The sequence below is a fragment of the Gottschalkia purinilytica genome (assembly GCF_001190785.1).
GTDB lineage: Bacteria > Bacillota > Clostridia > Tissierellales > Gottschalkiaceae > Gottschalkia_A > Gottschalkia_A purinilytica.
In genome coordinates, this window is sequence record NZ_LGSS01000013.1 from 1 (window position 1) to 12,795 (window position 12,795).

Here is a 12,795-nt window from a genome sequence, read left to right on the forward strand (position 1 = left end):
CTGTTAATGCCGCTTCTTCTATCATTAAACTTGCACTTTCTATTATTACTCCGTCCGCTGGAATTAGATCTCCTGCTTCTAATAATATTACGTCTCCTGGAACTATATCTTGAGACCTAACTTCCATTCTTTTTCCTTCTCTTATTACTTTCGCTATAGGACTAGAAAGATTCTTTAGTGCTTCTAGTGATTTTTCTGCCTTATTTTCTTGTATTACTCCTAGTAGTGCATTTAATAGAACTACTATCATTATTATTACTGTATCACTTATTTCTCCTACAATCCCTGAAATTATTGATGCTATTATCAGTATTATTACCATTAGATCTTTGAATTGATTAAAAAACATCTTTAATACTGATTTTTTATTTTCTTCTTTTAAACTATTTTCCCCATATTGTTCTTTTCTTCTTTTAGCTTCATCAATATTAAGTCCATTATTTATATCTACTTTAAGTTCCTCAGATAACTGCTTAGTATCTTTTTTATACCAAAGTTTATTTTTCATTAATTCCCTCCTACCAAATATCAAATTATAAGTAGTCCATTTGGTTCTATTCCCACATCTATATTACATGTTATCTCACCCCTGTTATAGTCAAAGACTAATACCTTATTATTTAAGGCATCTGTAATATATAGTTTATTTCTAATACATATTATATTATTCAACATTCCTCCAATATTATATTTATTAATTATATATCCATTTTCAAAATCTATTTTATATAAACATCCATTTTCCGCATTAGTTACATAGATTATTCCTATATGCTCTAGATATATCATATCTACAATTACTCCATCTACTTCTATATCTTTTATTATGCTCCCATCTGATAAATTTAAAGCCTTTATTTTACTTTTTATTACTCCATTAGATGCGTAACATAATATGAACATAATATTCTTACTTAAATATAAATTTAAGGGATTACAATCTAGTGTAACCCTTTTATTTGTATTTTTTTTTATATTTATTATATCTATACTATATCCACCACTATTAGTAACATAAATTACATCGTTTGCTTTATCTATCTTTATATCATGCGGTCGTTCACCTACTGGTATGTTTTCTAATATACTAAAATCTTTATCATCTATTATTGTCACAGAGTTAGAATCACTATTCGTTACATAAATATAATTCTCTACTTTCTCCATATGACTTGGAAATCTTCCAACAAATACAACATTTTCTATTTCTTTATTTTTAAGATTTATCTTGTAAATACTATTATCATAGGAATTAACGGAATAAATTGTATCACTATTACTCTTTACTATATGATGTGGTCCTATACGATCATCATTAAGAGATAGATTTTTATTTTTATTTTTATTAATTAAAGATAATATATAAATTTCTTCTATTTTACGATTCTCTTTCATATCTATTATTGATAGGGAATCACTACCAGCATTAGATACTATTAGCTTTTCACTACAAGTTCCCACTCTACCACCTCCATACCGTTTATAACTCATACTTTCAGTTTATGCAGAGTAGATTTTATAGGTGATAGAAGTTAAGAATGTTGGATAAACAAAAAAGATCAAATAAACAATACTAGTATTGTTTATTTGATCTTTTTTAATATAGTTTTACAATTAATTTATATCTTAGCTTGTAAATTAAAGTCAAAATATCTAAACGATCTTATAATATATAATATTTACTATTTATAATATATATGCTATTAATTTTTTCTAAATACCATTTTTATTAATTAAAATATACATTTTTAATTGTTATCTTATTTATTAGATTTCAAATGGATATCAGCAGTAGTTTCATCTTCATACCAGTAAATCCTATCTGCCACCAAAGCCTCTTGATTTAGTTCAATACCGTCTAAAACAAAATCTTTAAATTTATTATATCCAGCTTTGTCAATTAAGTGTCCGAAATGTAGATATACAGGTTTTCCTTCTAACATATAATCAGAAAACTTAAAAATATTTTTCACAATTTGATGTAAGTGTTCTTCCGTAACCCAGTTTAGAAAAGTTTTTCCTGCTCTTGGAGTTTTCTTTCCAGTTCTTCCTCCAATTTTAACTCTAAAAAATTTCTTGGGATTTCTCGTCCAAGCACTTGTAGGACATACTAAGACACACTCTCCACACCCTATGCACTTACTCTCTTCTTTAACAGCTTTTCCATTTTTTCCAGCAAGAGCATTAGTAGCATGGTTCTTACATGCCTTTACACATGCTCCACATCCTATACATCTATAATAATCAAAATCTATTTTAGACACCCCAATTATTCCAAAATCTGAAAATGTGGCCTTGACACAATCATTTGGACAACCAGCAACAGATATTTTAATATGATAATGATTAGGAAAAATAGTTTTCTCAAATCTTCTTGCTATAGAAACTGTGTTTACATTTGCTTTAACACAATGAACATTTCCAATACAATTAGTAATATTTCTTGCCCCTATAGTTGGATATCCTTTAGTTGTGTCTTCAATGTCTACACCACATATATTACATTCTATTTCTTCAATTATAGGTTGTAACATCTTATTTACGGAATCTATATCTTTTGCTTTAATTCTTGGAATAGCTATTTTCTGTCTAGTACCCATATGAATAGTTCCATCTCCATATCTCTCTGCGATTTTTTGAACTGTTGGAAGTAAATTAACTGGGAATATAGCACCTGGTACTCTAATACTTACCATAAATTCTCCTCTTATTTTTGATTCTCTATATTCATTTGTACGAAGAGCTTTTATATTCAAATCCATTGACATTCTAGTCCCTCCTAATCTAATAGTTTTTTTCCCTTAGTATAGTTAAAAATAGGTCCATCTAAACAGACATAGATTTCATCAATTTTACAGTGACCACATTTTCCAACTGCACAAGACATCTTTCTCTCAAATGATAACCAAATCTTATCATCAGAAACTTTTATCTTTTCAAATTCTATAGCTGCATATTTCATCATTACAGGAGGGCCTACAATAATTATCTCTAAATCACTTTTATCTTCTTCTATACTTAAGTGAGAAATATATTCAGTAACAAATCCAACTTTTTCTCCTTTAATTCCGCTACCTTTATCTACAGTAAGTATAGTATTAAATTTTTTTCTCCAATTGTCTATTTCATCTTTAAATAAGATAGATGATGTATCTTTAAATCCTAAAATTAAATCTAGTTTCTTTACTGAACCTGCATGTTTATATATATAATTAATCATAGATCTAACTGGAGCAAGTCCTGAACCACCAGCAACTATTATTAAGTTCTTATTTTCATAGTTTGAAAAATCAAATCCATTTCCATATGGTCCTCTCAAGTACATTATATCTCTAGCTTTTAAATTAAAAATTTGATCTGTAACTTTTCCAACTTTTCTAATTAGGAATTCTATCCAACCCTCTTCTACATTAAAGTCCGTAACTGATATAGGACATTCACCTATCTTAGGAAGAGATATCTGTATAAATTGACCAAATTTAATTTCACTCATATTATCGAACTCAACCCTATATAAAGTCTCTATATCTGTTAACCTATCTACTTTTATAATTTTATAAGGTTTAGGTATATATATATTATCCATTCTAAAATTCCTCCTTTAGAATTTTCCCTAAGCTATTGATAGCACATGAAAATGAAATATACTCAGGACATCTATCATCACATCTTCCACAACCCACACACATATGATTTTTATTAAATCTCTTTTTATAATCATAAATTTTGTGTAAAGTTTTGAATCTCATTCTATCAGCATGTTCTTTTCTAAATTCATGCCCTCCTGCCATATTAGTAAATCCATCTATATGGCAGGATGTCCATACTCTTCTCCTTTCTCCTACCTTTGGATTTTCATCATAAAATAGATCTGAAGTTGTAAAACAAGAACAAATTGGACAACTAGTACTACATCTTCCACAAGCAACACATCTTTCATACTGTTTCCAAATAGGATGATTGAAGATTTCCATTGGCATATCTTTTATCTCTGGTACCACAACTTTAACTTTATTTTCTTCTATAAACTTTGGTTCAAATTTTATTTCTTTCCCTAAAAAATAGTTTTTAAATTCGTCATCTTTAACTTTTACAAATACTTTTTCATCTAAAAACCTAAAGGCTAAGGAATAATTATCTGTTTTATTCGATCCCATTGATACGCAGAAACAGTTTTCAAATCCATCACTACATTCTATAAGTGCGAACTTTACTTTTTCCCTAAGTCTTTTATAATAAAAGTCTTCATATCCTCCATTTTTTAAATAAATATTATCCAATCTTTCTATAGCATTAATATCACAAGGTCTAGCAAAGATAAGTAACTTTTTATCAGTTATGTCTGGAACTTCGTATCCTTTTTCATTGAAATAAAACATGGTTTGAGTTATTGGAAAGTATGGTTCTTTAGGAGAGCCTTCAGATTTTTCTTTTACTTCTAATTCATCAATGCTTTGAATTTTATCGTATATAATTAAATCATCATCTGAAAACCTTCCTCTACTAGGAAATCTCTTTGGACCCCAAATTTCATACTCTTTTTGCATTATCTCGAAAATCTCATCTATTTTTTTATTAGGTATAGAAAAAGCCATTTTAACCCCTCCTAGTATCGTTAAATCTTTAACTTTCTTTGTTTTAATTATAATCCTGCAGGAGTTTAATGTATAATATGGATTTGTAATCGCTATGATAAGTTTTTCTTATGGATTTAATTAAAATATGCTAATAAACTTTTATATACAAAAAATATAAGGGAAGAACTTGTTATGTAATAAGTTCTTCCCTTAATTTAAAATCTTTTTATAAGTTATTTTTTAATTGATAGAAAATCTTCTTTTCTAATTATCCACCAATACTTTTTATTCTAGTAAAATTTATATATTCTAATTAAATACTTATCTATTTACTACAATGCTTCTAACATCACCTATTAAATAAAGTGAACCTGAAAATACTATTAAGTCGTTTTCATTTGCTATTTCATATGCTTTTTCTATAGCAGATTTTATATCTTTTTCTACTATACAATTTTCATTATATTTACTAATTCTTTCTCCAAGTTCTTCAGCTGTCATAGCTCTAAATATATTCGGTTCAGTAACTATCACAACATCTCCAATTGGAGCTAATTCTTCAATCATACTCTCTACATCTTTATCTGCTAATATTCCTAATCCTAAAATAAGTCTATCATAATTAAAAATTTCTTTTAGTGTTTTCTTTAGTGCTTCTATACCTTGCATGTTATGAGCACCATCTATTAAAAATCTAGGAGTTCTTTTTAATAGCTCTAATCTTCCACTCCATTTTGTAATCTCTAGTCCTTGTCTTATGCTATCTTCTGTAATATTGATAATTCCTTTATCTTTTAATCCTAGAACTGTAGTAATAGCTGTAGAAGCATTATATGCTTGATGTTGTCCTATAAGACCTATTTGTAGATCTTTAAATTCATAGTTATTATATTTAAAATCAAACTTACTTCCAAATTCATTTATCTCTTTTATATTTAAATTATCAACTGGAACTTTAATTAGTTCTGCACTTTTCTCTTTTACAACATTTTCTATTACTTCTTCTGCTTCTGGTTTTTGAGGATATGATATTACAAATCCATTTTCCTTTATTATACCTGCTTTTTCGTAAGCTATCTTATCTATTGTATCCCCTAATATATCTGTATGGTCTAATGCTATAGGTGTTATAACAGATGCTATAGAACTATCTATAACATTAGTTGAATCGTATCTACCACCTAATCCTACTTCTAGAACTACAAAGTCAACCTTTTTTTCTCTATAATATTCCATAGCAATAGCTGTAACTATTTCAAATTCTGTTGGGTGATTATATCCATCACTTAGCATTTCTTCTACTTTTGCTTTAGTTTTTAAAGTCGTACTTGCTAAATCTTCATCACTAATATATTCATCATTTATTCTTATTCTTTCATTAAATGTTTCTAGATATGGTGAAGTAAATAGTCCAACTCTATATCCTGCTTTTCCTAACATATTAGTTATATATGATGAAGTTGATCCCTTACCATTAGTTCCTGCTATATGAATAAACTTAAGTTCTTTTTGTGGATTTCCCATTAAACTTAAGAGTTGACGTATATTTTCTAAACCCAATTTGCTACCGAACTTTTTAGTACCATGTATATACTCTAAAGCCTCTGTATAGTTCATATCCTCACTCCTGTATACAATTAATTTTAACCTTTTTTATTTTATAATGAAACTTGTCTTATTACAAGGAAATTTATTAGTATGAAGATAAGAGAAAATCTTTATTTTTTTAAGCTATTAAGTCTCTCAAGAACTTTTTCCATCATTTGTTGATACTTAGCTTCTTTTTCTTTTTCTTCATCTACTACCTTTTGAGGAGCTTTACTTATAAATCCTTCATTTGAAAGCTTTCCACGTACTCTTTTTAATTCTCCCTCAAGCTTTTGCTTTTCCTTTTCTAATCTTTCTATCTCTTTTTCAATATCAACTAGCTCTTCTAATGGTAAGAATATCTCACAATTTGTTACTACTGCTGACATAGCATCTTCGCCTATTCCTTCTTTATTATCTCTTATTTCTATAGCTGATGCAGATGCTAATGTAGTAAAGTAAGTTTCTGTTTTAGATAATATTTCTTTGATATTAGAATCATTTGATACAAATATTACTGTAGCTTTCTTAGAAGGAACTACATTCATTTCAGATCTTATATTTCTTATATTCTTAATACATTCCATTACAAATTCTAGCGATTTTTCAGAATCTTTATAGTTGTTCTCTTCACTATATACTGGCCAAGATTCTACTATTAAACTCTTATCTATAGATGGTAAGTGTCTCCAAATTTCTTCTGTAATATATGGCATAAATGGATGTAATAACTTTAGTATATCTTTAAGAACCATCAATAATACATTTCTAGCAATATCTTTATCTTCCCCTTCTTCTCCATATAGACGAGGTTTTACAATTTCGATATACCAGTCACAGTATTCATTCCAAGTAAAATCATATATTTTTTGTGCAGCTATACCTAATTCATATTTACTTAAGTTTTCAGTTACTTCTTTTATAACGCTATTAGCCCTTGAAATTATCCACTTGTCTTCTTCTCTTAATAAGCTTCTATTTAGTTCCTTGTTTGATAAGTTTTCTAAATTCATAAGAACAAATCTTGAAGCATTCCATAGTTTATTAGCAAAATTTCTACTTGACTCAACTCTTTCCACATGGAATCTCATATCATTTCCAGGAGTATTTCCTGTAACTAACATGAATCTTAATGCATCAGCACCATATTCGTCTATTAATTCTAACGGATCTATTCCATTTCCTAGAGATTTACTCATCTTTCTTCCTTGAGAATCTCTTACAAGACCATTTATTAAAACATCTTTGAATGGAACTTCTCCCATTTGCTCGATACCTGAAAATACCATTCTTACGATCCAGAAAAATATAATATCATATCCTGTTATTAAAACATTAGTTGGATAAAAATACTCTAACTCTTCAGTTTTTTCTGGCCAACCTAAAGTTGAAAACGGCCATAATGCTGATGAGAACCATGTATCTAATGTATCTGGATCTTGTATTATATTTGAACTTTCACACTTAGTACATTTTTCTACTTTTTCTCTAGATACTATTACTTCATTACAATCTTGACAATAGTAAACTGGTAGTCTATGTCCCCACCAGAGTTGTCTTGAAATACACCAATCTTTAATATTTTCAAGCCAATGCATATATATTTTTCCAAATCTGTCTGGTACAAATTTCACTTCGCCTTCTTTATAGGCTTTTATAGCTGGCTCTGCTAGAGATTTCATTGATACGAACCATTGTTTAGATATTATAGGCTCAACTACTGTTGAACATCTTTCACAGTGACCTACATTATGAAGATGCTCTTTTATTTCAACTAAATAACCCTCATCTTCTAAGTCTTTAACTATTTGTTTTCTTGCCTCATATCTCTCTAATCCAGCATACTTTCCACCTTGATTATTTATATATCCCTCATCATTCATAACCTTTAGCTGTCCAAGATTATGTCTAGCTCCAACTTCAAAGTCATTAGGATCATGTGATGGAGTTATTTTAACAGCTCCAGTACCAAATTCCATCTCAACATATTCATCAGCTACTACTGGTATTTCTCTATTTGCAAGAGGTAATATTAACATTTTACCAATTAGGTTTTTATATCTTTCATCTTCTGGATGAACAGCAACTGCAAGATCACCTAACATAGTTTCTGGTCTTGTTGTAGCAATTACTATATATTCATCACTATCTTTAACAGGATATTTTATATGCCATAGATTACCTTGTGATTCCTCATGTTCAACTTCTGCATCTGATATAGCAGTTCCACAACTTGGACACCAGTTTATTATTCTATCTCCTCTGTATATAAGTCCCTTTTCATAAAGTCTAATAAATACCTCTTCAACTGCACTACTTAATCCTTCATCTAATGTAAATCTCTCTCTTGACCAGTCACATGAAATTCCTAATTTTCTTAACTGGTTTCTAATATTCCCACCATACTTTTCTGTCCAGTCCCATGCTTCTTCTAAAAACTTTTCTCTTCCTAACTCATATTTTGTCTTTCCTTCTGCTTCTATTTTACCTACAACTTTTGCCTCTGTTGAAATACTGGCATGGTCAGTTCCTGGAACCCATAATGCAGAATATCCTTCCATACGCTTCCATCTTATAAGTATATCTTGCATAGTATTGTTAAGGGCGTGACCCATGTGAAGGTTACCTGTTACATTTGGTGGTGGCATCATTATTGTATAAGGTTCTTTTTCTTCATCTACCTCTGCTCTAAAATAATCATTTTCTTCCCAATATTTATATATCCTTTCCTCAAAGTCCTTAGGACTATATGTCTTAGCCATATCTTCTCTCATAATAATCCCTCCTAATTTTAACCCTAATTTTAAGTACTTTTATTTTACTGTTTATTGCCTAAAGTCATAAAAACTATTGAAATTAATACTACACCTAATCCTACCATTTTTACTTTTAATAAGTTCTCAACAGTAGTTATTTTACCTCTTCTATAAAGTCTATCAGACATAAACGTTACAAGAGTACCTACTAAAAATAAAATTATTCCAAAAGCGAACATTCAAATATCCCCTTTATTTAAGAATTAAAAAAACCCTTCATCCAAATATATAAGGACGAAGGGTCTACTCGCGATACCACCTTAATTCTAGATATAATAAATATATCTAGCTCTCAAACAGATAACGGATTTACCGTTCAAGCCTACTATTATTTCAGCTTGAAAGCTCAGGAGCTACCTTCAATAAACATTGCCTAGTAAAGTCTCTCAGCCCATGGACTTCACTCTCTTTATAGGTTATTTAATTACTTCTCTCCATCATAGCTAAACTATTATATTTCAATTTATAAGTTATTATATTAATAGTATTTTGTCAATATATTTAAATATTTTTATATTACTTTGATTCTTTGCGAATCTCTCTAAAAGCTATAAAGTAGTTTATAAAAGCTATTATAGTTAGTATAACCGTAATACCTATTAATATAAAATTAACTGTTTTATTTAAATTTATTGCTATAGCAAATATTGCTATATAAAAAGAAAAAGTAGCTATCTTACCGTAAATATTTGAAGGAACAACTGTTTTTTCCTCTGAATAGTATAAAAATATTGCACCAAATATCATACATATTTCTTTTATACCTATAACAATAATAACCCATAGAGGAAGATAATTTGCACTTGTAAAGCATACTAAAACTGTTATTTCCATAAGTTTATCTGCAAGAGGATCGAGTACTATTCCCCATCGAGTTACCATATTATAACTTCTTGCTATATGCCCATCAAGAACATCTGTAACCCCAGCTAAAGCAAATATGAGTGTAGAATAAAGTACATTATGATCTATAGGAGAGTAGAAAACTATTATAAATAATGGTATCAAACAGAACCTAACCATTGTTAATATATTTGGTATATTCATACTACACCTCTTTTATAATTTTATCGTTTATGTATTTATTGTTTTTTCTAATTACTGGTAATTATAACATTTCAACTTCTATAAGTGGAAGATGAGAACTGTAAAGCCTCTAAATTGATTCAAGTTAATCAAAAAGTTTAAAACTTTGATTGGATTCTTATCAATCTAAATTAAGTTTTATTTTATCTATACCACCTTTAATTAATAAAAATACATTTATATTTAAATAGATATGCTATTTTTTATATAAGTGAAAGATCATCTAATACTTAAAATTATTACTAGGTTTCATCAATATATTATATTATACCAAATCTTTTTACAATTTCTATCTATATTACATTATATTATATTATTTAATTTTTTGATATTAGTAGCCAAGCTATATATTTTTGTAACTTTTATTGTATGCTGGAATATATTTAAATTATGCTAACATTTTATCATTAGGAGGGATACTGTGTCTAAAAGAAAGATTTTAGCCCTATTTCTAGTAAGCATTCTAACACTTAGTTTATTTTTAGTAGGATGTCAAAAAGATGGACTAAAAAAAGTTAGACTTATAGAAGTAACTCACTCCGTTTTTTATGCTCCTCAATATATTGCTATGTCAAAAGGATTTTTTGAGGAAGAAGGTATAAAAGTAGAGCTAACTAACGGTAAGGGTGCTGATAAATGCATGACTGCTTTATTAAGTGGTGAAGCTGATATAGGATTTATGGGTTCAGAAGCATCTATTTATGTTTATAATCAAGGTAAAGATGATTATGCTATTAACTTTGCTCAATTAACTCAGAAAGATGGTTCTTTCTTAGTTGGAAGAGAAAAAGATGATAACTTTTCTTTTGATAAGCTAAAAAATAAAACTATTATTGGTGGCCGTATTGGTGGAATGCCTGAAATGACACTAGAATACGTACTTAAAAAACAGGGATTACAGCCACAAAAAGATGTGAAAATTAGAACAGATATACAGTTTGATGTAATGGCAGGGTCTTTTACTGGTGGTGAAGGTGACTATGTTACACTCTTTGAACCAGTAGCTACTTTACTTGAAAAAGAAGGTAAGGGGCATATAGTTGCATCTATAGGAAAAGAAGCTGGATATATTCCTTATACTTCATATAGTGCTACTAAAGACTATATAGAAAAAAATCCTGAAATAATCCAAGGATTTACTAATGCTATATATAAAGGAATGTTATGGGTTCAATCACATTCCTCAGAAGAAGTGGCTAATGTATTAAAAGAACATTTTCCTGACGCAGATAAAGATATTTTATCTACTTTAGTAAGCAGATATAAAGAACAAGACACCTGGAAACCTGATCCTGTATTTACCAAGGATGGCTTTGATTATATATTAAAAATTATGAAATCAGCTGGACAATTAGATAAATCTCCACCATACGAAAAGCTTGTTATAACCAAGTTTGCAGAAGAAACTTTAAAAAATATTAAGTCTGATGAAGTAAATAAGTAGAATAATATAAAGAGGCTGTCTCAAAATAATTTAAAAAATTATTTTGGGCCTTAGCCTCTTTTTTCTTTCTCACAAAAAATTACTTAAATTTTCGTTTGAATTTCAAGTAATTTAAATAGATAAGTTTTTGCTCAACTTGTCTAGGAATAGAATTAAGGTTAATTGGTCTGAATGCTCACTTGAAACATCTATCCTAATAATGTATTCTGCTTCCACTCCAATCTGAATATTATATCCAGGCTTTAATTGGGAATTTTTCTTATTATCTTCTTTCATATGCATGAATCTGGCATCTTTATCAGTTTTAGAGAAACTGTTTCTACCATTAAAAGTATTGTTATAACTATCATACTTTGATTGTTTTTCAATAAATTTCTCCGATAGTTCTATTTCTCTTTGAACTTTAGTTTTTCTTTTTCCTTTTCCAGTTACAAATATAATATTTTCAGATTCCTTTCTCCATTACTTTGTTTAGGAGTCTCACTGAATCATCTGCTGGTATTAAAATTTCTGTTTCTATAGGAAAAACTAATTGATAAACTTAGTTATTGTTGATATGATTTTTTGTATAATTTAGATAACTAGTAACGAAATTATACAAAAAAAGCTGGTTCTTTAGAATCAGCTTTTTTAATTATAAAAAATAGAAGAGCTGTCACATCTAGAAATATTTATATTGTGAGACATCTCCTTATTTTTAGTTTTATATTTTATTTTATATAGGTAATAGTATTCTCTCTCCTAGCAGGTGCATTTGTTAAATTATTTTTTTTATATCCAAGTGCTACTGCATGTATCTGTCTAAACCCCTCTGGTATTTTAAGTTCTTTAATAAACTCTTTTCCCTCTTCACTATTCAATAAATATTCAATAAATCCAATCCAACAAGAGCCAATTCCTAAAGCTTCTCCAGCTATTAGCATATTCTCCACTGCTGCTGCACAGTCAATTGAAGCATATTTGTTACCTATTTCTCCAGAAACTAAAATTACTGTTGGTGAGTTATAAAACACATGAAACTTCTCATTACTTCCAAATTTTCTTAGATAATCATTATCAGATTTTTTAGCAAATTCTTTAAAGCTATGATTTAGTCTATCTATTAGATCTTTATTCTGAACTACTGTAAAATGCCAAGGCTGCTTATTTGTAGCACTAGGTGCATAAACTCCTGACTCTAATATAGCATTTAGTTCCGAATCTTTGATTTGCTCCGATAAAAAATTTCTAGTACTCCTTCTATTTCTTATAGCTTCTAAAACTTCTTTCATAATTAGCCCTCCCT

General features: G+C 28.8%; 11 protein-coding genes, 1 pseudogene and 1 other annotated feature. Of the genes and pseudogenes, 1 reads left to right on the forward strand and 11 read right to left on the reverse strand.

The window, feature by feature from the left end; genetic code table 11:
* The 9 genes from CLPU_RS12240 to pgsA form a co-directional block, all read right to left on the reverse strand.
* Positions 1 to 508: cation-transporting P-type ATPase (locus CLPU_RS12240; RefSeq protein WP_268760471.1), on the reverse strand; the 508-nt coding region annotated here is incomplete at its 3' end.
* 20 nt (positions 509 to 528) lie between these two features.
* Positions 529 to 1,461: a YncE family protein gene (locus CLPU_RS12245; RefSeq protein WP_050355961.1), complete on the reverse strand. Its 933-nt coding sequence runs from the start codon at positions 1,459 to 1,461 to the stop codon at positions 529 to 531.
* 299 nt (positions 1,462 to 1,760) lie between these two features.
* Entirely contained in the window at positions 1,761 to 2,768 is a 1,008-nt protein-coding gene (asrC, locus tag CLPU_RS12250; RefSeq protein WP_050355962.1) for a sulfite reductase subunit C, read from the reverse strand.
* An 11-nt stretch (positions 2,769 to 2,779) separates the two neighbouring features.
* Positions 2,780 to 3,586: an anaerobic sulfite reductase subunit AsrB gene (gene asrB, locus CLPU_RS12255; RefSeq protein ID WP_050355963.1), complete on the reverse strand. Its 807-nt coding sequence runs from the start codon at positions 3,584 to 3,586 to the stop codon at positions 2,780 to 2,782.
* Position 3,587: 1 nt separating this feature from the next.
* The gene (asrA, locus tag CLPU_RS12260; protein WP_050355964.1) at positions 3,588 to 4,595 is read right to left on the reverse strand and encodes an anaerobic sulfite reductase subunit AsrA; all 1,008 of its coding nucleotides are present in this window, start codon (positions 4,593 to 4,595) and stop codon (positions 3,588 to 3,590) included.
* Between the two features lie 303 nt (positions 4,596 to 4,898).
* Positions 4,899 to 6,194: a bifunctional folylpolyglutamate synthase/dihydrofolate synthase gene (locus tag CLPU_RS12265; RefSeq protein ID WP_050355965.1), complete on the reverse strand. Its 1,296-nt coding sequence runs from the start codon at positions 6,192 to 6,194 to the stop codon at positions 4,899 to 4,901.
* A gap of 101 nt (positions 6,195 to 6,295) precedes the next feature.
* A complete protein-coding gene (locus CLPU_RS12270; RefSeq protein ID WP_050355966.1) occupies positions 6,296 to 8,938 on the reverse strand; it encodes a valine--tRNA ligase in 2,643 nt (880 codons plus the stop codon).
* Positions 8,939 to 8,982: 44 nt separating this feature from the next.
* Positions 8,983 to 9,159, reverse strand: a complete 177-nt coding sequence (locus CLPU_RS17310; protein WP_157857732.1) for a hypothetical protein — start codon at positions 9,157 to 9,159, stop codon at positions 8,983 to 8,985.
* Between the two features lie 48 nt (positions 9,160 to 9,207).
* Positions 9,208 to 9,430: a binding site (T-box leader), on the reverse strand.
* A 66-nt stretch (positions 9,431 to 9,496) separates the two neighbouring features.
* On the reverse strand, positions 9,497 to 10,027 hold the full coding sequence (gene pgsA / locus CLPU_RS12275; protein WP_050355967.1) for a CDP-diacylglycerol--glycerol-3-phosphate 3-phosphatidyltransferase: 531 nt from the start codon (positions 10,025 to 10,027) through the stop codon (positions 9,497 to 9,499).
* 460 nt (positions 10,028 to 10,487) lie between these two features.
* Here pgsA and CLPU_RS12280 point away from each other — a divergent pair, with 460 nt between their 5' ends.
* Complete coding sequence (locus tag CLPU_RS12280) at positions 10,488 to 11,510, forward strand: ABC transporter substrate-binding protein (RefSeq protein WP_050355968.1); 1,023 nt, start codon at positions 10,488 to 10,490, stop codon at positions 11,508 to 11,510.
* 117 nt (positions 11,511 to 11,627) lie between these two features.
* On the opposite strand, the pseudogene CLPU_RS17910 reads toward CLPU_RS12280, so the two are convergent.
* Positions 11,628 to 11,966: pseudogene (locus tag CLPU_RS17910) on the reverse strand (IS1182-like element ISCpe5 family transposase); the annotation flags it as partial.
* Positions 11,967 to 12,220: 254 nt separating this feature from the next.
* Positions 12,221 to 12,781, reverse strand: a complete 561-nt coding sequence (locus tag CLPU_RS12285) for a nitroreductase family protein (protein ID WP_050355969.1) — start codon at positions 12,779 to 12,781, stop codon at positions 12,221 to 12,223.
* Between the last annotated feature and the right edge of the window lie 14 nt (positions 12,782 to 12,795).

Bases quoted from the DNA above. Each gene is read 5' to 3' on its own strand.
- asrC (WP_050355962.1), bottom strand. From the start codon at position 2,768: ATGTCAATGGATTTGAATATAAAAGCTCTTCGTACAAATGAATATAGA.
- asrB (WP_050355963.1), bottom strand. From the start codon at position 3,586: ATGGATAATATATATATACCTAAACCTTATAAAATTATAAAAGTAGAT.
- asrA (WP_050355964.1), bottom strand. From the start codon at position 4,595: ATGGCTTTTTCTATACCTAATAAAAAAATAGATGAGATTTTCGAGATA.
- CLPU_RS12265 (WP_050355965.1), bottom strand. From the start codon at position 6,194: ATGAACTATACAGAGGCTTTAGAGTATATACATGGTACTAAAAAGTTC.
- CLPU_RS12270 (WP_050355966.1), bottom strand. From the start codon at position 8,938: ATGAGAGAAGATATGGCTAAGACATATAGTCCTAAGGACTTTGAGGAA.
- CLPU_RS17310 (WP_157857732.1), bottom strand. From the start codon at position 9,159: ATGTTCGCTTTTGGAATAATTTTATTTTTAGTAGGTACTCTTGTAACG.
- pgsA (WP_050355967.1), bottom strand. From the start codon at position 10,027: ATGAATATACCAAATATATTAACAATGGTTAGGTTCTGTTTGATACCA.
- CLPU_RS12285 (WP_050355969.1), bottom strand. From the start codon at position 12,781: ATGAAAGAAGTTTTAGAAGCTATAAGAAATAGAAGGAGTACTAGAAAT.